Origin of the sequence: Acinetobacter sp. CIP 101934 (assembly GCF_000369585.1) — a bacterium.
Classification (GTDB): Bacteria; Pseudomonadota; Gammaproteobacteria; order Pseudomonadales; family Moraxellaceae; genus Acinetobacter; species Acinetobacter schindleri.
Map to the genome: position 1 here is coordinate 116,647 of NZ_KB850094.1, position 24,603 is coordinate 141,249.

Genomic DNA, 24,603 nt, shown 5'->3' on the forward strand with positions numbered 1-24,603 from the left:
TGTAGATGCGTCTGGATTTATTTGATTTACAGCTGTTTTTAAATATTGTTGAAACTGGCAGCCTGACCAGGGGTGCCGAATACTCGTCAATTTCCTTGCAAGCTGCCAGTGAAAGGATTAAAAAACTGGAACAGCACTATCAGGTCAACCTGTTCATCCGTCATTCTGGCGGAGTAAAACTCACTTTTGCCGGACAGGTCTTCGCTGAACATGCTCAAGCCATCCTGCAACAGGGACAACAGCTGTCACGAGCTATGGCAGTTTTTAGTGAAGGACAGCATTCTAATATCAGCTTGTGGTGTAACTCATCGGCACAAAGTGAATATCTTCCCCTGTTGCTACCCAAGTATCTGGTTAATAACCCCAATATCCAGATTGATCTAAAAGAAGCAGAGAGCAATGACATCATTGCAGCATTGACCAATGGCACTGCCAAACTCGGTTTAATTTCCAGCTTCTTTGCTGCTCCACAGTTGCAAACCCTGGAATTTTCAGATGATCCTTTGGTGCTAATCTGTCCGGAACAGCATGATCTAAGTACCGGCAAGGCATTGAAATTAGGGGACTGTCTGAATTATCCCTTTGTGGGTTTAATGCAATATCACTCCTTACAACAGTCTATTGAAGCTCAGGCAAGATTACTCCACTGCGAAATCCAATACCGCTTACGCTTACCGAATTTTGCCGCCATTGCTCAGGTGGTTGCGAATGGTGTGGGCATTGCTATCATGCCGCAACGTGCTGCGCAACGTTTGGCCAAGCTCTATGCATTTAAGCAAATCCAGTTGACTGGAGATTGGGCTAACCGCAAGTTACTATTAGCTGCGAAAAATTTTGATGAACTGAGTGCTGCCTATCAACATTTTAGCCAGTTTTTACTTTCTGCCGAGATTCAGAAAGTCTTGGATTAAATCCAGCCGAACTGGTGTAGCATCATATAACTGCCCAGAGCAATCAGACCGATAAAAAATACAGTACGGAATTTCTGCTCAGGAATGCGATAGCGAATTTTCTTACCCAACCACATGCCGATGAGCGCAGGAACTAAAGCAATTGCCGACATCGCATAATCGATCGGAATGTCTTCCACAGGATTTTGATGCAGGAAGATCGCCAGACACAAAGTCGAGGTGGTAAAGACTAAGCCTAAAGCCTGTACCAGATCATCACGTTTTAAATGTAAGGTTTGTAGATAAGGGACAACCGGAATCACCACGACCCCTGTGGCAACGGTTAAAGCACCACCGAGATAACCCATAATTGGAGACAGCCAGCACTCATACCGGCTTAAATCCGGCATCTTTTTCGCACATAAGCCATACAGCCCGTATAAGGCCAACATCCCGCCTAACAGAGCTTCGCTGTGAAATTCAGAATGTCCCAGGGTCGGGAAAACACTCCACACTGAACCGACGATGATGCCTAACAACAACAGCCAAAAACGGCGTATCAGCTGTAACACATGACCTTCAGCAAAGAGTTGCCAGAAATTGGTCAGCATGGAGGGAATGATCAGTAAAGTTGCCGCTTGAAAAGGACTCATGAAAATGGTCAGTAAACCCATAGAAACCGCGGGTAAACCTAAACCAATCGTACCTTTAATTAGACCTGCCAAGGTAAAAATGGCAATAACGAAAGCAATCATCTGATGATCCCAAATTTATTTAGGACCATGCTATAAAAATTACTACCAAAGAAAAATCAGGGTTTTAAGGATACAGCCTCAAGCAAATCTTGAGGCTCAAGATGTACTTTGCTGGAAAGCATCCGATTGACCAGCACAGATTTTAAATAAAGAGCGCTTAAGGACGAAATTCTTTCAGTTCGCGCTGAATAAAATGCTGGAACATTTCCCGATACAGGTGCTCGATAAACACTGGATCAATGCCCTGCTTTTGAGCTTGGGCTTTGACATTTTCAACAACCTGCTCCATCCGTTCCGGAGATTGCAGATCAGTTTCAGTTTTCTTGAAACGGGTGGTTTGATCTACATAAAACTGGCGCGCAGCAATCAGCTCAACCAAAGCTGTATCAATCGCGTCAATCTGCTCACGTGCATGTTGTAATGATTCAGCTTTTACTTTGTTCATGTTTATTCAGTTCACTTTCAGTTTGATTATCACTCTTATACTTTTCTTCTAACACATTACTGAAAATACTTTCAATCATCCAGACACGATATAAGCTATTAAATACAAAACTTTGATTATCAATCCGAAGTTCCAGCACCGGCAAGTTGGGCTGAGACTTCATTTCACAGAGCATATCATTGTCTCTAAGCTTAGCCTGAATATCTTCTTCGGTCAGTTGCCCAACTCCCAGTTCCTGCTGTAAGGCATTGAAATGTGGGGTATAACTCAAGTCACGTCCACGCGTCCAGACCGCGTGCAAAATCCGGTACATCGCATCCACCCGCCCTTCTTCCGGGCAGCTGTAATACAGCTGTGCCATCGGCAAAATGCTTTGTACCGTCGGTCGGCAAAATGGGGTAAATTCGACTTCAGTCCGTTTTGACAGACGCGTTGCCAGTCCCCAGTCAAAGCCATCACGGCCACGATAAGACAGCGGATAGACATTCAGATGGATATTATAAAAATCAGCCAGTTCTTCCTTAATATAGGCCAGCAACAGCCAGGAAATTGGATCTTCCAGGGCAATATACAGATCCAGTTCTGGATCTAAGCCCTGAATTTCATTCAGTTCTTCAGCATCACTGATCAGGTGCTCACGCCATTCAATATGATTGATCAGGAAGATTGGATTACCCGTCAGTAATTTTTGCTGTTTCAGACGGCGGGTTAAACGCAGCAGATCATCTACCGCATGATACTGACGGCCACCGAAATCAAAATAGCTGGCCAAAACCGGGGTTGTGTCAAAGACCCGTTCAGAAAAATCCTGTAGCTGATGATGGCGACTGGCCATGGTATGCAAGGTACGCAGTTTGCCATACTGCTTTTGCCACAGCATATGAAAGATATCTTCCAGCAGATAAAGAAAATCCTGGCCACGCAATGGTGTTCGGCGCAGAATAGTTTCGGCCTGTTTTAAAGCTTCTGCAGTAGGTAATTCTGGCATTTCATGAAAGCTGAAACGATGCTGTCTGGAGAGAATTTTGGCATCATTAATACAGTAATTTTGCCATTCTTCAAAAGACATCTGATTCGGTATTTCGCCACGTTGATTCGAAATTACCACCTTCAACGGTTTTAATTCCGGACTCAGGATCTCTTCCAGTTGTGGTAACAGCTGCACCGCCAGATAGCTATACACATCATCCAGCCGCAGATAAATCGTTAGGCCATCTTCAGCAGATAGCACCGCCTGGCGGGTTGGCTTTTGATAAAACCAACTCGATCGGATTGGATCGAACCAACGGCGTAACAGGGACATGAGATCAGCCTCAGTAGAGAACAACGCAGCAGATGACAGCGTCTAACTGCTACAGGATACTATCTTTTTCACCAGAATAGCAGATCACCTGGATCTGCTGTATGTGAAAAAACTTATATCAATTCAAGACAAAATGATCAATGTTTGCAGAGCCTTTAGATCTCAAGATTTAGGTCAGTCACTGCCCCAGTTTCTGCACCAGAGGTCAGTTTGGCAAACTTGGCTAATGCTCCATGCGTGTAATTCGGTTTTGGTTTAATCCAGGCGGCCTGACGTGCAGCGATTTCCTCATCCGAGACATGCCAGGTCATTTCACGGGTTTCGGCATTTATCGAAATCTCATCACCATTTTGTACCAGACCGATCGGTCCACCTTCATAGGCTTCAGGGGTGACATGACCAATCACAAACCCATGACTACCACCGGAGAATCGACCATCGGTAATCAGTGCTACGGAATCCCCTAAGCCTTTACCAATAATCGCTGAGGTCGGTTTCAGCATTTCTGGCATGCCTGGTCCACCTTTAGGACCAACACCGCGAATTACTACCACTTCACCCGGCTGAACTTCACCATCCAGAATCCCGCGCATGGCGCCCTGTTCACCCTCAAAGACCCGTGCTGGTCCTTTGAAGTAAAGACCTTCCTTACCGGTAATTTTGGCCACGGCACCTTTTGGTGAAAGGTTACCTTTCATAATGATCAGATGTGAATCTTTTTTCACCGGCTGGTCAAATGGCAGGATAATCTGCTGACCTTCAGGATAATCTTTTACATTCGCCAGGTTTTCTGCCAGAGTTTTACCAGTCACAGTCAGGCAGGAACCATCCAGCATGCCGGCATCCAGCATACGTTTCATCAATGGTTGAATCCCGCCAATCGCAATCAGCTCCGACATCAGATATTTACCCGATGGACGTACATCAGCGACTACAGGAATGTCTTTACCAATCCGGACAAAGTCATCCAGACTGAGCTCTACACCTGCGGTATGCGCCATAGCCAGCAAATGGAGTACACCATTGGTCGAACCACCCAAAGCAATCAGCACTTTAATTGAATTTTCAAAAGCCGCTTTGGTCATAATGTCACATGGCTTGATATCCAGACGTAACAGATTCATCACGGCTTCACCAGCACGGGCACAGTCGATCTGCTTGTCTTCAGAGACGGCTTCCTGTGCAGAAGAACCCGGCAGGCTCATACCGAGTGCTTCAATCGCAGAAGCCATAGAATTCGCGGTATACATTCCGCCACAAGAACCCGGACCCGGCAAAGCAACTTCTTCAATATGCTTGACCTGAATCGCATTGATTTCACCTTTGGCATGCTGTCCGACTGCTTCAAATACGGAAATCATGTCGGTATGACCTTCACCCGGTTTGATGGTACCGCCATAAATAAACAGACCTGGTCGGTTTAGACGTGCCAATCCCATGATGCAGCCCGGCATATTTTTATCACAGCCACCAATGGCAATTACGCCATCATAGGCCTGACAGCCGACCACTGCTTCAATCGAATCCGCAATGATTTCACGGGACAGCAAGGAATATTTCATACCTTCGGTACCATTAGAAATCCCGTCGGAAATGGTAATGGTATTGAAGATGATGCCCTTGCCACCCGCAGCGCTCACGCCCTGTTCTACCGTTCTGGCCAGACCGTCAATATGCATATTACACGGGGTGACATTGGCCCAGGTCGAAGCAATGCCAATAAAAGGACGAGTAAAGTCTTCATCCTGAAAACCCGTGGCACGCATCATGGAACGGGCGGGTGCATTTTCAATACCTTCATAAACGGGCGCGGAATGTTCTCGGATATTGTCTTTACTCATCTTATTTTGTCCTGGATGTAATTCTTGTGAAGCCTGAAAGCTGTCTAGGTTTTATCCGATTGTATAGAAAGCGGTGTCGACATTAAAGTAAGACTCTGTGTATCACCTAAGTCTGTTTTTCTCTTGCTATAGGCGAATGAATAAAAGCGATATCAATGTCGCTGCTTTGCACTCATCTTAAAGCAATGCTTTAAACTTGTTCAGGCAATAGAGTCAGCGCAATAAAAGCATTTTTTTACTTTTGCGCTATCAAAAGTAAAAGTCTGCCTATGCAAAAATTATTAGAACCCTAAAAGTGATTTGAGGCAGTGAATTATCAAACAATCAGACTAGCATTTGCAGTGCAATATCAGGGGGTTGCAATATGACCTGACTCGGACTTTTAAAGCTGAGTCTTTTTCTTGGACGATGGTTCAAATGTTAGAGAACTGAGATAGATTCATTCACATAGTCATTCAAATCATTGCCTGGCGCATTTTTAATATATGTGCTTAATTCAACTGATGAAGATCAAGTTCTTCATTGGATGCCAAGATCACAGATCCAAGAATCGGAGCTCCCAAAATTACAGGAACAGCTAAAATCCAGAATACGACGGTGTAATGTGGATCAAAGAAAAATTGAATACTAAGTGCGGCTAAAATCATAATGAGCACTAAAATTACGACAAAGCGGCTAATAAATTTCATTGACATGCGTGTAATCACTTTTGCATTGATACTGTATTTTTACTATACACCTACTTTTATTAAGACTTTATTGGTTTTAAATATCTAAAGTACTGCCATGATTGATTTTATGAAAGTTCACGTGATTTACCCAACCTTAAATATCTAAGAAATAAAAAAAAGCACTCCATCTGGAATGCTTTTTTGTGCTATAAAAATTTACAGCTTAGATATCACGTACTGCACCTTTCGCAGCACTCGTGGTGTGCATTGCATAGGCTTTCAAGGCTTTAGAAATCTTGCGTGGACGCTCTTCCGCAGGCTTCCAACCTTTGGCTTCTTGCGCTGCACGACGTTCTGCCATTACAGCATCCTCAACAGCCAAATGAATCGTACGATTCGGAATATCGATTTCGATACGGTCGCCATCTTCAACCAGACCAATCGCACCACCTTCCGCAGCTTCTGGTGACACGTGACCAATTGAAAGACCTGATGAACCACCCGAGAAACGACCATCTGTTACAAGTGCACAGTCTTTCCCTAAACCTTTTGATTTCAGGTAGCTGGTTGGATACAACATTTCTTGCATACCTGGGCCACCACGTGGGCCTTCGTAACGAATTACAACCACATCGCCGGCCGTGATTTTACCGCCCAAGATCGCTTCAACTGCTGAATCCTGGCTTTCAAATACACGTGCTGTACCGTTGAACTTCAAGATCGACTCATCTACACCAGCCGTTTTTACAATACAGCCATCCAGTGCGATGTTGCCATAAAGTACTGCCAGACCGCCGTCTTTAGAGAAGGCATGTTCGGCATTGCGGATCACACCATTTTCACGGTCACCATCTAAACGTGAGTAGTAGCGGTCTTGTGAGAATGCGGTTTGTGTTGGTACACCGCCCGGTGCTGATTTAAAGAAGGTATACACTTCTTCATCTTCAGTACGGATAATGTCCCATTTATCCAAGGCATCTTTTAAAGTTGCTTCATGGACGGTGGGTACAGAGGTATCCAACAAGCCTGCGCGATCCAGTTCACCCAAGATCGACATGATGCCACCAGCGCGGTGTACATCTTCCATATGTACGTCCTGCTTTGCAGGTGCAACTTTACACAGGACTGGCACTTTACGAGACAGACGGTCAATGTCATTCATGGTGAAATCAACACCAGCTTCATGAGCAGCTGCCAATAAGTGAAGTACCGTATTGGTTGAACCGCCCATCGCGATATCTAAAGTCATAGCATTTTCATACGATGCTTTGGTTGCGATATTGCGTGGCAGCAAGCTGTAATCATTTTGCTCGTAGTGACGTTTGGTGATCTCTACGATGAGTTGACCTGCTTTTTCGAATAACTTTTTACGGTTTGCATGTGTAGCAAGTGTTGAACCATTACCTGGTAAAGACAGACCCAATGCTTCAGTTAAGCAGTTCATTGAGTTCGCTGTGAACATACCAGAACATGAACCACAAGTTGGACATGCAGAACGTTCATATGCTGCAACTTCTTCATCAGTGAAGCTATCATCTGCTGCAACCACCATGGCATCAACAAGGTCAATCGCGTGTTCATTACCACGGATTTTCACTTTACCGGCTTCCATTGGGCCGCCTGACACGAATACGACTGGAATGTTCAGGCGCATTGCCGCCATCAGCATCCCCGGTGTGATTTTGTCACAGTTCGAGATACAGACCATCGCGTCAGCACAGTGTGCATTCACCATGTACTCAACCGAGTCCGCGATCAGGTCACGTGAAGGCAGTGAATACAACATGCCATCATGACCCATCGCGATACCATCATCCACAGCAATGGTATTAAATTCTTTTGCTACGCCGCCTGCTTGTTCAATCTGACGCGCCACCAATTGACCGAGGTCTTTAAGATGTACGTGGCCCGGAACGAACTGGGTAAATGAGTTGACCACTGCAATAATTGGCTTGCCGAAGTCTTCATCCTTCATACCAGTGGCGCGCCATAAGCCACGCGCACCCGCCATGTTTCTTCCGTGTGTCGATGTTTTTGAACGATAGTCAGGCATTGTGTTATTCCAACAAAGGTTGTGCTTGAGATGAATGAGTTCATTCACTCTGGCGAAATCTGTCTGATCGAGAGCATGAAATCAGTCGAAAATTGAACATATCATACACCAAGTTACACGGCGGATCAGGCGCTTATCGATGTGACAGGATGGGATATGCTCAGAGCAGTTTCAGTACGTACACGATTAAAATCTTTTATTAAAAACTACTATACCGCTATCGTTCCAGTTTAAATACAAAACTTTCATGAATATTTTTTACAATTTGCATGAGTTTTTTTTATATGAAATTTGAGTGATTTATCACGGTAATGGGCAGTGCTGAGCTTTAAGCTTTTACTGAATTAGGCTGCGAATTGCCTTATGCCTTATAATGCCTTTAAGTTTATTTGGAATTTCATCCGTGAAAATCATTTTTGCAGGCACACCAGAATTTGCAGCCACTGCATTGGCTGCGCTGCTAAAAACCGACCATGAGATTGTGGCGGTGTATACCCAGCCGGACCGTAAAGCGGGTCGTGGCCAAAAACTCACTGCATCTGCGGTTAAACAGCTGGCACTGGAACACAATATTCCGGTCTATCAACCGCTACACTTTAAATCTTCAACAGATGAAGGTCTGGCAGCTCAAGCTGAGTTAAAAGCCTTAAATGCGGATGTCATGGTAGTGGCAGCTTATGGTCTGATCCTGCCGCAAGTGGTATTAGATACACCGAAATATGGCTGTCTGAATATTCACGGTTCATTACTGCCGCGATGGCGTGGTGCCGCACCGATCCAGCGTGCCATCGCTACGGGTGATGCCGAGACTGGTGTGACCATTATGAAAATGGCGCCTGGTCTGGATACTGGCGACATGATGTATAAAACCATCTGCCCGATTGAGCCACAAGACACCTCTGCTTCTTTGCATGACAAGCTGGCTCAGCAAGGTGCTGAAGCAACAGTCAAAGTGCTGGAATCAGAAGAATCTCTACAGCACTATCTTGATCACCGCGAAGTGCAGGATGAAGCGCTTACGGTTTATGCACATAAATTGTCCAAGGCAGAAGCTAAAATTGATTGGACTCAGGATGCGGTCACGATTGACCGCAATATCCGTGCATTTAATCCATGGCCTGTGGCATTTACGCCTATTGATGAAACAAATAACCTGCGCGTTTGGGGTTCTTTGTTATCTCATGAAAATGCGGAAGGCAAGGCACCTGGAACTATCCTCGCGCTAGATAAAAATGGCGTACATGTGGCTTGTGGTGATCAAAAAGCTATTTGCCTGACCTCACTGCAGTGGCCGGGCGGTAAAGCGCTGAATCCGGTTCAAATTAATCAAACCCAAAAATTACATGTAGGACAAATACTGGCATGAGTCATTACGAAGCTGGCACATCGCACCTGAACTTACGTGCCCAGGTGATTCGCACCCTGCTCGCGGTACAGCAAGGGCAATCGCTTGCCAGTGTTTTGCCACAACATCTTGGCAAAGTGGCAGAGCGTGACCGTGCTCTATTCCATGAACTGGTTCTTGGGACACTGCGTCAGTGGTATGCGCTGAAAAGCGTGACCCTACCATTACTGGTGAAACCGATTAACAATAATACGGTCGAAACCTGTCTCTATGTTGGTCTGTACCAGCTACTGGAAACCCGGATTGCGCCGCATGCCGCAATTTCTGAGACCGTAACGGCGGTTAAACAGCTCGGTTATCAGGCTTTAAGTGGTGTAGTGAATGCCATCTTGCGTCGTGTTTCACGTGAAACACCTGAATTCCAGGCAGTATTAAAACAGGCGCATGGTTCGCCAAGCTGGTTATATAAACGCTTAAAGAAAGACTGGCCTGAACAGCTACTGGAACTTAGCACTGAACTGAAGCAGGTGGCCCCACTGACCTTACGCGTCAATGAACGTCAGGTAAGCCGTGATGAGTACTTAGAAATTCTGGAAGAGCATGATATTACTGCGCATGCCTGCAGTATTTCTGAAGTGGGTATCGTGCTGGATGAGAGTGTCCATATACCGCACCTGCCCGGCTTCGATGTCGGTGGTTTCTCGGTACAGGATGAGCATGCCCAACTCTGTGCCACTTTACTGCCCAACCTGAATAATAAATATGTCGTCGATGCCTGCGCAGCACCGGGCGGCAAGACTGCACATATACTAGAAAAATACAGTCCTAAAAAGCTGATTGCACTGGATCAGGATGCCAAACGTCTATTGCGCGTCCAGGAAAACCTGGAACGTCTGCTACTTGAAGGTGAGCATGTAGAAATCGTTACTGCTGATGCGATCAGCTGGCAGGCAGCTGAGCAGCCGGACTGTATCGTACTGGATGCACCCTGCTCAGCGATTGGTGTGATGCGTCGTCATCCAGATATTCGCCTGCTGCGTCAATCCACTGATATTGCCCAGACGGTGGAACTGCAAAAACTGATTCTGGAAAATATGTGGCAGCAGCTGAAAGTTGGCGGTACTTTGCTTTATATCACCTGTTCGATTCTAAAAGCAGAAAATGAACAGCAGATGGTCGAGTTCTTTACTACCCATGCGGATGCCAAAGAAATCAAGATCGAAGCGAATTGGGGTATTGAGCAGATTCATGGTCGTCAGCTGTTACCGAAAGCGGGTCAAGGCGATGGTTTCTTCTATTGCCGAATCGAAAAAACAACTTAAATAGTTGTTTGAAGAAAAAGGTAGCTTCGGCTGCCTTTTTTTATTCTAAATTTATTGGAGAAATTTGAAAATTACCAGACTGCTGGCAAGGGCCGCCATCCCACTAATCAGGCCATAAACCGTTTCGTGACCTTTGGAATAACGCTTGGCGGTTGGCAACATTTCATCCAGGGCCAGATAGACCATCACGCCACCGATCAGACCGAAAATGATGCCATAGATGGTGGTATTCAGATACGGTGCCAGAATGAAGTAGCCCAATGCGGCTCCCAAAGGTTCCGCCAGACCAGAAACCAAACTGGCGAGCAATGCATAGGATTGCCGATGTGTCGCCATATATACCGGTAAAGCAATCGCTACACCTTCCGGGATATTGTGAATCGCAATCGCTACCGCCAACGGCGCACCCAGCATCGGGCTTTCCAGGGTTGCAAAAAAGGTCGCCATGCCTTCCGGCAAATTATGTGCAGTGATGGCAAATAAAGTGAGCAAGCCGGTACGTAGTAACTGTTCCTGCCCTAGGTCCTGGGTATTATTTTTTTCCAGGGTCTCATGCGGATTGGGGACCAAATGATCCAGTAACAGCACCAAGACTGCACCCAGTAATAAAGTCAAGGTTCCCCAGGCATACCCTATTTTCGCGCCATACGCCACGCTAAAAGAATCAATAGATTTGGTCAGAATCTCAGTAAGAGATACATAAATCATCGCTCCAGCAGCAAAGGCCAGACCGAAGGACATGACACGCAGGTTGGGTTTTTTTAAAAATAACACCAGTCCCCCACCCACCACGGTGGCCAAGCCGGCAAATAGAGTTACGGCAAAGGCTGTATAGACTTGTGCATCAGTAACGGAAGCAATACCCATAAGTCAGCCATTAAAAAAAGTCATTATCAACAAAGATGATAATGACTTTCATTTACAGCAACAATCAGTTTATGTGAAGATTGTTAGTCTTCTGGTTCTTCCGGATTTTTTGCCAGATGAATCACAGAGAATACTAGCCCCCCCCATAATAAAACGATGGAGAAAATCATCATGATTAATGCAGATGTATTCATATTGGTTCTCCTAACTATGACGGTCTTTAACTAGACTGAGCAGAATGGCGCCCAGAATAAAGAATGCAAGGGTGCCCCCACCAATCGTCCATAACGTACTTGCAGGATAACCACCATAGCCTTCAGCCATGATTGATTTCAGGGTTAAACCCAATGCCAGCAATAATGACAAAGGCGTGATCACTGTCAGCATGAACTTCCAGCTGGCACCAAGTTTCACACTGGCAAATTCATTGACATGCATTTCCAGCTGTTTCATCACTGGGCGGCGGAACCAGGACAATAAAATAATCGATAACAGGCCACCACCGACAATACCGATGTTATTGGCAAAGTAGTCAATAATGTCGACAAATGTAATGGCACTATGGGTCGAGAAGATCAAAGTCGATACCACTGCTGAACCACCGGCAATAATCGTCACGGACTTGTTCTTTGACCAGCCCAGCTTGTCCTGGAATGCCGCAATTGGCACCTGCAGGATACTGACCATGGAGGTAATACCCGCCACTGTTAATGACGCAAAGAATAGGAAGCCGAACAGATCTCCACCTGCACCTAAACTGGAAATGATTTTCGGGAAGGCAATAAAGGCCAGACCGATACCACCAGATACTACATCTTCAACTTTCGCACCTGAGCTGAATGCCATGAAACCAAGTGCTGCAAAGACACCAATACCCGCTAGAATTTCAAAAGACGAGTTCGCCAATGCCACCACGATACCTGAACCGGTCAGGTTGGTTTTACGTTTCAAGTAAGATGCATAAGTCAACATAATCCCGAAACCCACCGAAAGTGAGAAGAAGATGTGACCAAAAGCTGCCAGCCAGACTTTATAATTAGTCATGGCTTCCCAGTTTGGAGTAAAGAAGGCATTTAAGCCATCGACTGCACCAGGTAAACGTACCGCCTGAATCACCAGGATCGTGAATAAAATCACCAGTAATGGCATAAAGATTTTATTCGCCAGTTCCACCCCACGGCGTACTCCACCGTAAAGGATCAGCATCACCGCTGCCCAAACGACTACCAGACCAAAAAACAGTACCGGAACAAAACCGAAGGTCAGGCCTTCACCATTTTGCAGATAGGTATTGAAGAAAAAGCCTTGAGTATCGGTTCCCCACTGTTGTCCGAAGGAATAGAACATATAACTGCCAGCCCAGGACAATACGCTGGCATAATAAATCCCGATGATCAGGGTCACCATCACCTGCCACCAACCCAGAGATTCTGCATTCATGAGTTTTTTATAGGCCATCGGTGGTGCTTTGCGGAACTTGTGTCCAACTGCATAATCTAAAAACAATAATGGCAAACCTGCTGCGAAAATCGCAATCAGATAAGGAATCAGGAATGCGCCTCCGCCATTTTCATAGGCAACGTATGGAAAGCGCCAAATATTCCCTAACCCTACTGCAGAGCCAATCGCTGCAATAATAAATCCTGATCGTGCCGACCAATTCTCTCGAGTATCTGTCATAGAACACCTAAACCTTAGGTCTCTTTAGATGCTGCTTATTGTGGTTATCGCGCGAGCAAAAAAAGTACCAATAAAAATAATTCTGGGTGCTTCAATTGGAGCATTGCTTTGTGAGCTTCAGCTTCTAAATCAGCCAACGGTCTAGCATGTCAAATCCTGGATAAAGCATCTTGCCCACACTGTCCGTGTATATGGATTTAACAATACTGAGTTTTAAGTATGATTTGTGTAAATTCTGCTCCTAATATTAATTTTTTATAATATATCTTGTTCAACCGTTCAGTATTTCTCCAGGGTTAGCTTGATTTATTAAGTTATAAGTGAATTAACTTTTAGGAATATATTGTTTTTTAAGTATATCTTGATGAGTTTTGACATCCTCCCCCAGCTAAAGCAAGGGGATTCCTACTGCTAGACGCTCATGCCCGAGCGCAAGAATATTCAGTGCGGAATTTACATCCCGATCCCATGAGCTACCACACTCACCACACTGCCACTCTCTTATTCCTAAACCTGCTCTACCTTTCGGACTACTGGAGCGTGAGCCACAGCACGAACAAGTTTGGGTGGTATAGGCTTCATTGACTTCTTCATACCATACCCCTGCGTTCTCGCATTTATACTTGAGCATGGTTCTTAGTGTTGTCCAACTGGCATCTAACACAGACTTGGCTAGTTTAGTTTGCGCTAATGCTTTGGCATTCACATTGCCAACGAAGATTGCTGCATGTTCTTTTACCAGTTTATGGCTGAATTGATGCAGCATGTTTTGTCTTACATTTTTAATCTTGGCGTGAATTGCTTTCACTCGTTTTTTATTTTTTGCACGTTGAGCAATACCAAGTTTTTGTTCATATTTCCGATAGATTTGAGGGGCTTTAAGTTTTACGCCATCTGAACAAGTGGCTAAATCTTTTAAACCTAAATCTATGCCAATTGAGGTTATAGCGGCGGTTTTCTCTGTTTTAGCATTGTCAACTACAAGACATACATACCAACGGCCTCGGCTATCTTCAACGAATGAGCCTGTTTTAACCCTGTATTGACTTAAACCGTAATTATCCCATAACTTGAATTGGTGTTTACCATATTGAACACAGCCATCAGCATATTTGATTGCAACCTTTTTAAACGGTATCCAACCCAGTGAGCGTCTAGCTGATTTTTTATTACTGACACGCCATTTTAGTTTTGCTTTTTTGAACTGCTTGCGTCTTGTGACCAATTCTTCTGTCACTGCCTGAATAGTTTGACTGTGCAAGTTGCATTCTTTCGATGTGCCTTTCGTGTATTTTGCAATATCGTATGCTGAAAAGAATTGTTGTTTTTTTTGAAGATGTTTAAAACACAAATCATTGACATAATTCCAAACTAAATTTACTTCGGATGCTAACTGATTTAGCACCTTGCAATGTTTGTCTTTTATGCGTAATTTGAGTGTCTTCATCCAATTATTTTAACAGTATTTTTCTTAATAGTGACTATAGTACAAGTATTTAAAACGACATTTCGTGTCTTTCATGTGGTTTACTCCAGTCGCTTATATCCTCGTGCTGAACCACGAGATTTTACGCTCCAGTGGATAAAAATTATTCCTGTTCTCTTCTTATTGAATAGCTGAACTTTAAAAACTCAGATCATGAGCAAATGTGCGCATGATCTGAACACTTAAAATTTAAATCATTATTCAGGCTTTAATCACCAGCATACGTTCTTCCTGCATGTCACGAATAGCAGACTGGATGCCTTCACGCCCTAATCCCGAATCCTTTACACCGCCATACGGCATATTATCAACACGGAAGGATGGAATGTCGTTGATGATCACGCCACCGACATGCAACTGATTCCAGGCATACAGCATCTTGTTCAGGTTCTGGGTATAGACACCCGCCTGCAAACCAAAACGACTGCTGTTGATGCATTCAATCCCGGCCTCAAAATTGCTGTATTTTTCCAAGATTGCCATCGGACCAAACACTTCATCCTTATACACTTCTAGTTCATGATCAACATCTTCCAGTAGGGTTGGCTCAAACATCACGCCATCCAGCTTGCCGCCACTGAGCACTTTAGCGCCTTTCTTCACGGCTTTATCCAGCCATTTTTTCAAACGCTGGGCTTCAGCCTCCTTAATCATTGGGCCGACCAGGGTGGTGTCCAAATCTGGATCCGCTGGTTTAAGCTTTTTCAGTTTGGTTACCAGTTTTTTCTTCACCTCAGCGTAGATATCTTGATGCACCAAAATACGCTGCACGCTAATGCAGACCTGTCCGGCATGACCAAAAGCACCACCGATCAGGCGATCAATAAAGCTATCCGTGATTTCAGTATCAGGCTCGATCATTACCGCGGCATTACCACCCAGTTCCAACGTGACTTTCTTGCGCCCTGCCCGCGCTTTCATATCCCAACCGACCACATCAGAACCGGTAAAGCTGAGCATTTTGAAACGGTCATCCGTCACCAGTACATCCGCCAGTTCACGTGGACAGGGCAGTATCGAGAACGCATTTGGTGGTAAATCAGTCTCTGCCAGAATCTCAGCAATCTTTAAGGCTGACACCGGTGTCAGGCTGGCAGGTTTTAAGACAAAGGGACAACCCGCTGCAATTGCAGGCGCAATCTTGTGAGCGGTCAGATTCAGCGGAAAATTAAAAGGACTGATCAGGGAGACGGCGCCAATCGGAACCTGTTTCACAAAACCCTGATAGCCCGATGCAGCCGCTGTAACTGCCAATGGCATCATACGGCCTGAATCAACCTGAGTCACGGCATCGGCGGCAATCTGGAAAGTATTGATCAGACGTTCCACTTCAGCTGCTGCAGCTTTACGTGGCTTACCCCCCTCAGCAATCAGAATCTCGGTCAACTGACCGCGAATCTCATTAAAGCGCTTCACACAGTGCAACAGGATTTTCTGTTTTTGATAAGGCTCCAGAGCCGCCATTTCCGCTTCGGCTTTGACTGCTGCTTTAATGGCTTTTTCCAGAATTTTGGCATCTGCCAATGACACACGTGCGCAAACCTTATGCGTATATTTATCCTGAACCTCCAGCCACTCTGAGGTTTCCACTGGCTTACCTGCAACATAAAGCGGATAGTCGATTACTGCTCGGGGTTTAGTCATGTTATGTCCTTTCAGGTTCACGCAATATTTCGATATATTTGATTATATGCTCAAGATCCAGTGACATGCGTTTTTAAAATGTAGACCTTGATTGAAATGGCTGAAAAGCCTGCTCTGCAATTGTTCTAGATCTAGCAAAATAAAACTGAAAAATTAAGCTTAATCTGGCTAGATGGTTCCCTACTTGCTGCCATATACATTTTGAAAATTACCTATATGATGCAGCTAGCCAGAAATACTAAAAATATAGATTTAGGTCATAAAACTGCTCAATTTGAGTCAAGCACAAGGAAATTCAACCTATGCATGCAAGAATCATCAATACCTTATTATGTGGACTGGCACTGAGTAGCGTCAGCCATGCCGATATCATTGGTCTGAAAGCAGATGCCAGCTACTGGAATTTTGACGGATATAGCCAGTCTGACAATGCCAGTAAACATGATCTGGACCGTCAAGGTACGGCACAGCTGTCTGTAGCTTTGGAACATCCGGTACCGTGGTTGCCAAATGCGAAAATCAAATATGTAAATCTCAACAGTAACAGCGAGCAAAGCACTGTACTTAATGCTTCAGATATCGAGCTGAACAATATTGACTATATTCTGTATTACGAATTGCTGGATACAGTTGTGCATGCGGATGTTGGTATCGGCTTAAGCAATCTGGATGGTACGGTGAAAAACCTGAATGCCGGTGCTCTAACCCAGTACGATCTAGACGAATACAGTCCTCTGCTCTACGCAACAGCAGGTGTCAAACTGCCATTCACCGGGATGAGCGCCAAAGCTGAAGCTGTTTACAGCCATGGCAGCGACACTAAAAAGACCGATGTACAAGCTGAACTTCAATACGACTTTATTGATAATCTGGCTGTAGACCTCGGTGCCAAACTGGGTTATCGCATCATGAAAATTGATGCCGAGCAAAATAATGTGCCAGATCTTCAACTAGAATTTAAAGGTCCTTATATCGGTCTGGACATGCACTTTTAATGAAAAGAATGACTTACAGAATACTACTTAGATCTTGTAAGCCCAGGCGTACAACATAAGCTGTTATCTGCGTCTTTTAAGCTATATTAAGCTGCAGTATCTTAAACCCATAGAGAGCAGGATGCTCCGAAACATAAAAACAAAAATAAGCAGATGCACCAGGACGTGAGGTACGACAGGAGTTATACCTAAATCACGAAATACGGAAAAAGCCCCGATAGGATATCGGGGCTTTTTCCATCTATTGTTTTTTTCTGTTGTTCTCTCAGGTCTTTCTTCTATAAACGCTTACAGTCCTCGGCTAAAAAAGCAACATTTCTAAAAATGCCTTATTGCTAAGCTAAAGACCCCTGCAGATATTGAGATTTACAATCATGGTCAAGAAAGTTCTGATTATCACCTCGAACGAAGGCATTGAACACGATGAATTAGTCCAGCCCCTGGATTTCTTGCAGTCACATGGTTTTGTGGTGATTCATGCTGCAGAAAAAAATGAAGATGTCCACACCATGGAAGCTGACAGCAAGCCAAGTGCACAATACACACCTGATACAACCATGCATGAAGTCAGTGTAGAAGATTATGATCTGCTGGTGATTCCTGGTGGAACAGTGAATGCGGATAAATTACGCATTAATGAAGATGCCCAACGCATCATCCAGTACTTTGCTGATAACCAGAAACCGATTGCGGCAGTCTGTCATGGTCCATGGGCACTGATTGATGCGGGTCGCGTCAAAGATAAAAACCTGACTTCTTATAAGAGTATCAAGCTGGATCTAGAGAATGCCGGTGCAAAATGGGTCGATGAAGAAGTACACCGTTGCAATACCAATGGCTGGGTACTGATTACTTCACGTAATCCGGATGATTTACCGGCTTTTAATACTGCAATTGTGGAAGAACTGGAAGCGGACATGGATATTATTCCGTAATCCTAAACTGTTCTCAAAAAGAAACCCCAGCTTGTGGGGTTTCTTTTTTATTCTTTCTTATTTAGGAATACTGCCTTTCAGGCTTTTTAAATATTCCACGACATCTTTATTGCCTGCCATTTCAGCCAGCTCTAAAGCAGTATAGGTACTGCGATGATCGACATCTGCGCCTTTACTCACCAGTAACTTCACCACTTCAAGATGATCATTTTCAGCAGCAGCTTGTAATGCGCTATAGCCTTCTTCATCGGCGGAGTTAACGTTTAGACCTTCTTGTAAGCCCTGCTCAACCTGTTCAACATCACCTAGGGATGCCCAGTACACCAGTTCAGGAAGATGCAGTTCTTCATCATCTTCAGGGATTGGGGAGAATGAATTAATAGTCATAATTGTGTTACCTAAAATTTTTTTAATTATGAAATGGTTGATTTTATCCAGTCAACATCAGAAAGTTCATCATATATAAATCTTTGGTTAATTGCTTTTGAATTTTTTTAATAGTTCTTTACTTCCTGATAATACTGACAAAGCCATATCAATCATTAATTTTTTCCCTGATTGTATGTTATCGATATCTATATCTTCCAAATTAGCATCAGTGAAATCTGGATTGATTGCCATTTCAAAGTTAATGATCCACCAGTTTTCAATTTTATGAACTAATTGGTAAGCACATAGAAAGTTTTTCATCAGGTCTTTTATTTCACCATTAAAAACGATATCACTCATTTCATGTGCTAAATAATTTCTATAATTTTTTAAAGCCTCTATATTTTCTTTATCTACTTCATTAATGACTTCATGTTCTATTAACCAAGAAATTGACGCGTATAGATGATTTTTACGTCTTGATAAAACTTTTAATCTATATTCTTCTTCTCCTTCTAAATCCCTAGCTCCAATTAAGGTCATAATATAAAAATCTTTGAGTCGATTGATAATCGAATCTTTCAACATTTCATAGATAGTTATATACATCGAAATATTAATTAGTCGATCTTTAAATACTTCAGGGTTTAAAAAGCTTTCCTATTGTTCTCGATAATCCATTTTTTATAACTCTTAAACTCATGATTTTTTAATCTAAATTGCTTTAGATTATCAGTAAATAAAAAAAGCCCCCATTTCGGAGGCTTCTTATTTCAAACTTGGTTTTAAGCTTTTGCAGCAACTGTCTCTGCTGAACCAATCTTGTTAGCTTCATTTTCATGCATGATCAGCGCAACTGCAATTGCTGTAATCAGTACCGGTAAACCGACTGCCATAAAGTTGAAGTGTGCAGGCAGGTTCATACCCAGTAAGCCACCAATCAGGATTGGGCCTACAATCGCACCCATACGACCAATCGCAGAAGACCAGCCAATACCTGTAGAACGTACTGCCAGTGGGTAATACTGCGCTACATAGCTGTATAGCAACATTTGTGAACCGATTGACGCTGCACCAGCCAGGAACACCAGGATATAAAGTAAGAACTGGTTAGACGCAAAGCCCATTGAGCTCATCACAATCGCACCCATAATACCCAGGAACATCAGTACCGGTTTCAGGTGGAAACGGTCAGCCAGAATACCACCGCCAACAATACCAACTACTGCACCCACGTTCATGACCATCATGAACATCAGGCTGTTATCCATTGAGTAGCCCGCCGCCATCATCAATTTTGGCAACCAGCTGCTAAGTGCATACATCGTCAGCAAGCAAGTGAAGAATGCTACCCAGAACAATAATGTATTGACTGCACGACCGCGGCGGAACAGGCTAACCACGTTCGCAGCTTCAGGTACATTTTCCTGAGGTAAAGTGAATACTGTATTTTCAGTTACTTTTAAATCTGGTGCCATACGACGCACAATCTCTCGTGCTTCCGCTTGGCGGTTTTGTTTCACCATAAATGAGATAGATTCAGGTAAAAATTTCCAAATAATTGGTAATAAAAACAGTGGAATTCCCGCGATAAAGAACATGATCTGCCAACCAAAATCTGGAGTAAACCATGAGCCAAGCAGAGCAGCCATGACACCCCCTACGGCATAGCCACTGAACATTGTGGTTACTAAGGTACTACGCATCTTTTGTGGCGCATATTCAGAAGTCAGTGCTACCAGGTTTGGCATTACACCACCAATGCCTAAACCAGCAAGGAAACGTAAAATACCAAATTCAGTCGGGTTAGACGCAAAGCCGCCCGCGAAAGTTAAACCACTAAACAGCACGATACAGATCATGATAACTTTTTTACGGCCAATCTTGTCTGCCAGCGAACCAAAAATCATGGCACCAAACATCATGCCTGCAAGTGCTGTACTGGCCAGCATACCTGCTTGTACTGCGCTTAAGCCCCAATCTTGCATTAAGAGTGGCAGCGTCACACCATTAATTGCTAAATCGTAGCCATCAAATAAGATAATGAGTAAACACCAAGCAACTACATTGAAGTGAAAAGGCGTAAATTTCGCATTATCGACTACAGAATTAACGTCTATTTTTTCCGTTGTCATCGTTCTCATCTCCCATGAGTACTTGTCCATAAATCCTGCTGACTATTACGACAAAACAGTCAGTTCGAGCGAATATACTGAAGTGGATTTCGCGTTACAATAAGACCATAGTTAAGGTAAATTAAAGCTTTAGAGATATACATTTATGTGATTATTCACGTTATTATTAATATTTAAATGCTTGTTTTATATATTTAAAATATATTTTTAAGTGAGTCTTTTAGTAATTTTTCTAAGCAAGAAATATATTTTGATTTCTATTAAAAATTATGAATTTAAAGGTTAAAAATGAATATAAGAACCAGTGGGTCATTAAGCCTTGACAGTTTTAAGCTTCGGCTCTGCCACTGGATCTGCATTTACAAAGCGGTCTTTACGCACAATCAGTGATACGGCAATGGCTACAATCACTACTAGTAGGCCAACAGCCATGAAGTTCAGCTGATGTGGTAATTCCATACCCAGCAGCATTCCGATCAGGATTGGACCGACAATTGCCCCACTACGCTCTACCGCTGAAGCCCAACCAATAGCGGTTGAACGAACAGTTAATGGATAGTATTGCGCCACATAGCTTTGACATCCTCACCCACCTAAAGGAGGGTGATTCCTACTGCTAGACGCTCATGCCCGAGCGCAAGAATGTTTAGAGCTGAGTTCTTATCTCTATCGTGAGCTGTACCGCAACTCACGCACTCCCATTCTCTTATTCCAAGACCCGTCCTACCTTTCGGACTACTTGAGGTGATCTCACCACAGCACGAACAGATTTGGGTGGTATAGGCTTCATTGACTTCCTCAAACAATACCCCTGCGTTCTCGCATTTATACTTGAGCAATGTTTTTAGTGCCGAAAACCCTGTATCTAAAACAGACTTTGCCATTTTAGTTTTGACTAGTTTCCTGGCACTTAAGTCACCCACAACAATTAGTGCATTGTTTTTTACAAGCATGGTGCTTGCTTTGTGCAAATGATCTTTACGACAATTTGCAATCTTAGCGTGTAAGGTACGAACACGCTTTTTATTCCTTGATCGTTGAGCAATCCCTAATTTCTGCTCGTACTTCCGATAGAATTTAGGGTTTGTGATCACTGTGCCATCAGAGCAGGTGGCAATATCTTTTAAACCTAAATCAATGCCTATGGCTTTGGTTGCTACTGGTTTTTCTTGTTTAGGTGATTCAACCACGAGGCACACATACCAGCGCCCACGACTATCTTCAACAAATGAGCCAGTTTTAACCTTGTATTTGCCTATACCATAACTGTCCCATAAGTTGAATTTAGTTTTCCTGTACTCAACCCAGCCATCGGCATACTTGAATCCTGATTTTTTAAATGGTATCCAACCCAAAGATCGTTTTGCTGATTTTTTGTTGCTTACACGCCATTTCAGCTTTGCTTTTTTAAATTGCTTTCTTCGGGTAATAAGTTCTTCTGTAATGGCTTGAACAGTTTGACTATGCAGGTTGCATTCCTTAGAAGTACCTTTGGTGTATTCTGCAATATCGTATGCCGATAGAAATTCACCCTTACGCTTGAGATGTTTAAATCCTAAATCATTCACATAATTCCAAACAAAATTCACCTCAAATGCTAATTGGTCTAGCACCTTGCAATGTTTGTCTCTTATACGTAATTTAAGTGTTTTCATCATTAGAATATATTTAGTCTATGAATAATAGTCAAGAAATTAGAACAGGTCGTCACTGTGTTTTTAATATGCACGTTCACTTGGTATTTGTGGCTAAATATCGTAGAGATGTTTTCACCAATGCCATGCTTGAAACGATGCGTGAAGTATTTGAACGTGTCTGCTTAGACTTTGAAGCTGAATTGATAGAATTTGACGGTGAGCATGATCATGTGCATTTGCTGGTCAATTATCCACCTAAAGTCGCCATTTCTAGTTTAGTGAATAGCTTAAAAGGTGCGTCTAGTCGCATTTTACGCACTAAGCATCCTGAAATTAAGAGCAAATTATGGGGCAATGCCCTGTGGTCTCCAAGTTACTTCGCTGCGTCATGCGGAGGTGCGCCAATTGGAATTATTAAACACTATATTCAGCAACAGCAAACACCGCATTAATGGCTTACGCCAGTCGCTTATATCCTCGGGCTGAACCCATAGGTATCTACATATCTTTAGGTACCTATGGGCTGAACCCCGAGGTTTTACGCTCCAACGGATAAAAAATCCATATTTAATATGGCTGGAAGATGAATTTGTGGACATATAAGCTCCAGAAACCTGTTCCAGTATACGCCTGCCCTGCAGATTTTCTGCTATGGGTTTAGATAAAATTTAATATTTGGAGACTTTCTTAAATCTCAGGGATAAAAAAACACCCCCTTCTATTGAAGGGGGTGTTTAGAATAATGAGCTGGCGATGACTTACTCTCACATGGGTAATCCCACACTACCATCAGCGCTAAGAGGTTTCACTTCTGAGTTCGGGAAGGGATCAGGTGGTTCACTCTTGCTATGGTCGCCAGCACAACTGGTATGACTTTGCGTTTGGTCTTATTTAGATGCCAATGCTTGGTCAAATGAGTTATTAACAGAAATATCTGAGTTGCAGTATTTTGATCATTAGCGTTCACTAAATCAAGTTTTTGTTTGATCATTAGATCAATATGAAATCAATTGAGCGTTATACAACAACTGTTTGGGTGTTGTATAGTCAAGCCTCACGAGCAATTAGTATTGGTCAGCTTCACATATCGCTATGCTTCCACATCCAACCTATCAACGTCGTAGTCTTCAACGGCTCTTTAGGTGACATAAAGTCACAGGGAAATCTTATCTTGAGGTAGGCTTCCCGCTTAGATGCTTTCAGCGGTTATCCCTTCCGAACATAGCTACCCGGCGATGCGACTGGCGTCACAACCGGTACACCAGAGGTTCGTCCACTCTGGTCCTCTCGTACTAGGAGCAGATCCTCTCAAATTTCCAGCGCCCACGGTAGATAGGGACCGAACTGTCTCACGACGTTCTAAACCCAGCTCGCGTACCTCTTTAAATGGCGAACAGCCATACCCTTGGGACCTGCTTCAGCCCCAGGATGAGATGAGCCGACATCGAGGTGCCAAACACCGCCGTCGATATGAACTCTTGGGCGGTATCAGCCTGTTATCCCCAGAGTACCTTTTATCCGTTGAGCGATGGCCCTTCCATACAGAACCACCGGATCACTAAGACCTACTTTCGTACCTGCTCGACTTGTGGGTCTCGCAGTTAAGCGCGCTTTTGCCTTTATACTCTACGCGTGATTTCCGACCACGCTGAGCGCACCTTCGTACTCCTCCGTTACTCTTTAGGAGGAGACCGCCCCAGTCAAACTACCCACCAGACATGGTCCTCGTCCCGGATAACGGGACAGAGTTAGAACCTCAATATTACCAGGGTGGTATTTCAAGGACGGCTCCATGGCAACTAGCGTCGCCACTTCAAAGCCTCCCACCTATCCTACACAAGTAAGATCAAAGTTCAATGTCAAGCTGCAGTAAAGGTTCACGGGGTCTTTCCGTCTAGCCGCGGGTACACCGCATCTTCACGGCGATTTCGATTTCACTGAGCCTCTGCTGGAGACAGCGCCCCCATCATTATGCCATTCGTGCAGGTCGGAACTTACCCGACAAGGAATTTCGCTACCTTAGGACCGTTATAGTTACGGCCGCCGTTTACTGGGGCTTCGATCAATAGCTTCGCTTGCGCTAACCACATCAATTAACCTTCCAGCACCGGGCAGGCATCACACCCTATACGTCCACTTTCGTGTTTGCAGAGTGCTATGTTTTTAATAAACAGTTGCAGGGGCCTGGTTTCTGAGGCTGCCAACAGCTCAAGGAGCAAGTCCTATCACC

Annotated in this window: 21 protein-coding genes, 1 rRNA gene, 1 pseudogene and 2 other annotated features; of the genes and pseudogenes, 6 read left to right on the top strand and 17 right to left on the bottom strand. The window is 43.9% G+C overall.

Annotated elements, in window-relative coordinates:
• Nucleotides 1–5 precede the first annotated feature (5 nt).
• On the top strand, nt 6–911 hold the full coding sequence (locus F899_RS01105) for a LysR family transcriptional regulator (protein ID WP_005220427.1): 906 nt from the start codon (nt 6–8) through the stop codon (nt 909–911).
• On the opposite strand, the gene F899_RS01110 is transcribed toward F899_RS01105, so the two are convergent.
• The 6 genes from F899_RS01110 to ilvD (F899_RS01135) form a co-directional block, all read right to left on the bottom strand.
• Nucleotides 908–1,645, bottom strand: coding sequence for a sulfite exporter TauE/SafE family protein (locus tag F899_RS01110; RefSeq protein ID WP_005220429.1), 738 nt, complete (start codon nt 1,643–1,645; stop codon nt 908–910). The genes F899_RS01105 and F899_RS01110 overlap by 4 nt on opposite strands.
• Before the next feature lie 157 nt (nt 1,646–1,802).
• A complete protein-coding gene (locus tag F899_RS01115; RefSeq protein ID WP_004814081.1) occupies nt 1,803–2,090 on the bottom strand; it encodes a chorismate mutase in 288 nt (95 codons plus the stop codon).
• Entirely contained in the window at nt 2,071–3,393 is a 1,323-nt protein-coding gene (locus F899_RS01120) for a hypothetical protein (RefSeq protein ID WP_005220432.1), read from the bottom strand. The genes F899_RS01115 and F899_RS01120 overlap by 20 nt, the downstream gene beginning before the upstream one ends.
• Before the next feature lie 155 nt (nt 3,394–3,548).
• On the bottom strand, nt 3,549–5,234 hold the full coding sequence (ilvD, locus tag F899_RS01125; RefSeq protein WP_005220434.1) for a dihydroxy-acid dehydratase: 1,686 nt from the start codon (nt 5,232–5,234) through the stop codon (nt 3,549–3,551).
• A 491-nt stretch (nt 5,235–5,725) separates the two neighbouring features.
• Nucleotides 5,726–5,929, bottom strand: a complete 204-nt coding sequence (locus F899_RS01130; RefSeq protein WP_004814075.1) for a hypothetical protein — start codon at nt 5,927–5,929, stop codon at nt 5,726–5,728.
• A 199-nt stretch (nt 5,930–6,128) separates the two neighbouring features.
• A complete protein-coding gene (gene ilvD, locus F899_RS01135; RefSeq protein WP_008306966.1) occupies nt 6,129–7,958 on the bottom strand; it encodes a dihydroxy-acid dehydratase in 1,830 nt (609 codons plus the stop codon).
• A gap of 403 nt (nt 7,959–8,361) precedes the next feature.
• On the opposite strand from ilvD (F899_RS01135), the gene fmt reads away from it, so the two are divergent.
• Nucleotides 8,362–9,324: a methionyl-tRNA formyltransferase gene (fmt, locus tag F899_RS01140; RefSeq protein ID WP_005220436.1), complete on the top strand. Its 963-nt coding sequence runs from the start codon at nt 8,362–8,364 to the stop codon at nt 9,322–9,324.
• Nucleotides 9,321–10,625 carry a 16S rRNA (cytosine(967)-C(5))-methyltransferase RsmB gene (gene rsmB, locus F899_RS01145; RefSeq protein WP_005220438.1) on the top strand — a complete coding sequence of 435 codons (1,305 nt, stop codon included), beginning with the start codon at nt 9,321–9,323 and terminating at the stop codon, nt 10,623–10,625. The genes fmt and rsmB overlap by 4 nt, the downstream gene beginning before the upstream one ends.
• A 51-nt stretch (nt 10,626–10,676) precedes the next feature.
• Here the strand turns inward: rsmB and zupT are convergent, their stop codons facing one another.
• The 5 genes from zupT to F899_RS01165 all read right to left on the bottom strand — a co-directional run bounded on the left by zupT (nt 10,677) and on the right by F899_RS01165 (nt 16,302).
• The gene (zupT, locus tag F899_RS01150; RefSeq protein ID WP_005220439.1) at nt 10,677–11,492 is read right to left on the bottom strand and encodes a zinc transporter ZupT; all 816 of its coding nucleotides are present in this window, start codon (nt 11,490–11,492) and stop codon (nt 10,677–10,679) included.
• Nucleotides 11,493–11,575: 83 nt separating this feature from the next.
• Complete coding sequence (locus tag F899_RS15285) at nt 11,576–11,686, bottom strand: methionine/alanine import family NSS transporter small subunit (RefSeq protein ID WP_005220441.1); 111 nt, start codon at nt 11,684–11,686, stop codon at nt 11,576–11,578.
• Nucleotides 11,687–11,696: 10 nt separating this feature from the next.
• Nucleotides 11,697–13,172 carry a sodium-dependent transporter gene (locus F899_RS01155; RefSeq protein ID WP_005220442.1) on the bottom strand — a complete coding sequence of 492 codons (1,476 nt, stop codon included), beginning with the start codon at nt 13,170–13,172 and terminating at the stop codon, nt 11,697–11,699.
• A gap of 388 nt (nt 13,173–13,560) precedes the next feature.
• Nucleotides 13,561–14,619, bottom strand: coding sequence for an RNA-guided endonuclease InsQ/TnpB family protein (locus F899_RS01160; protein WP_004814062.1), 1,059 nt, complete (start codon nt 14,617–14,619; stop codon nt 13,561–13,563).
• A gap of 240 nt (nt 14,620–14,859) precedes the next feature.
• A complete protein-coding gene (locus F899_RS01165) occupies nt 14,860–16,302 on the bottom strand; it encodes an aldehyde dehydrogenase family protein (RefSeq protein ID WP_004814061.1) in 1,443 nt (480 codons plus the stop codon).
• Nucleotides 16,303–16,604: 302 nt separating this feature from the next.
• Here F899_RS01165 and F899_RS01170 point away from each other — a divergent pair, with 302 nt between their 5' ends.
• Together F899_RS01170 and F899_RS01175 are read left to right on the top strand one after the other, a co-directional pair.
• On the top strand, nt 16,605–17,297 hold the full coding sequence (locus tag F899_RS01170; protein ID WP_004814060.1) for a TIGR04219 family outer membrane beta-barrel protein: 693 nt from the start codon (nt 16,605–16,607) through the stop codon (nt 17,295–17,297).
• A gap of 374 nt (nt 17,298–17,671) precedes the next feature.
• On the top strand, nt 17,672–18,232 hold the full coding sequence (locus tag F899_RS01175; protein ID WP_004895920.1) for a type 1 glutamine amidotransferase domain-containing protein: 561 nt from the start codon (nt 17,672–17,674) through the stop codon (nt 18,230–18,232).
• Between the two features lie 57 nt (nt 18,233–18,289).
• Here the strand turns inward: F899_RS01175 and F899_RS01180 are convergent, their stop codons facing one another.
• The 5 genes and pseudogenes from F899_RS01180 to F899_RS01200 all read right to left on the bottom strand — a co-directional run bounded on the left by F899_RS01180 (nt 18,290) and on the right by F899_RS01200 (nt 22,391).
• Nucleotides 18,290–18,619 carry an ankyrin repeat domain-containing protein gene (locus tag F899_RS01180; RefSeq protein WP_004895922.1) on the bottom strand — a complete coding sequence of 110 codons (330 nt, stop codon included), beginning with the start codon at nt 18,617–18,619 and terminating at the stop codon, nt 18,290–18,292.
• Nucleotides 18,620–18,706: 87 nt separating this feature from the next.
• Nucleotides 18,707–19,144, bottom strand: coding sequence for a DUF4145 domain-containing protein (locus tag F899_RS01185; protein WP_227591035.1), 438 nt, complete (start codon nt 19,142–19,144; stop codon nt 18,707–18,709).
• A 242-nt stretch (nt 19,145–19,386) separates the two neighbouring features.
• Nucleotides 19,387–20,736, bottom strand: a complete 1,350-nt coding sequence (locus F899_RS01190; protein WP_004895925.1) for an aromatic acid/H+ symport family MFS transporter — start codon at nt 20,734–20,736, stop codon at nt 19,387–19,389.
• Nucleotides 20,737–21,048: 312 nt separating this feature from the next.
• A pseudogene (locus tag F899_RS01195) lies at nt 21,049–21,312 on the bottom strand (aromatic acid/H+ symport family MFS transporter); the annotation flags it as partial.
• 17 nt (nt 21,313–21,329) lie between these two features.
• Nucleotides 21,330–22,391: an RNA-guided endonuclease InsQ/TnpB family protein gene (locus F899_RS01200; RefSeq protein WP_034429798.1), complete on the bottom strand. Its 1,062-nt coding sequence runs from the start codon at nt 22,389–22,391 to the stop codon at nt 21,330–21,332.
• Nucleotides 22,392–22,411: 20 nt separating this feature from the next.
• Between F899_RS01200 and tnpA the strand changes: the two genes are divergently transcribed.
• Entirely contained in the window at nt 22,412–22,825 is a 414-nt protein-coding gene (gene tnpA, locus F899_RS01205) for an IS200/IS605 family transposase (RefSeq protein WP_004782114.1), read from the top strand.
• Nucleotides 22,826–23,118: 293 nt separating this feature from the next.
• Here the strand turns inward: tnpA and rrf are convergent.
• Nucleotides 23,119–23,233, bottom strand: a 5S ribosomal RNA gene (gene rrf / locus F899_RS01210).
• 196 nt (nt 23,234–23,429) lie between these two features.
• Nucleotides 23,430–24,302 (bottom strand) — a sequence feature (23S ribosomal RNA rRNA prediction is too short).
• 30 nt (nt 24,303–24,332) lie between these two features.
• Nucleotides 24,333–24,564 (bottom strand) — a sequence feature (23S ribosomal RNA rRNA prediction is too short).
• Nucleotides 24,565–24,603: the final 39 nt, after the last annotated feature.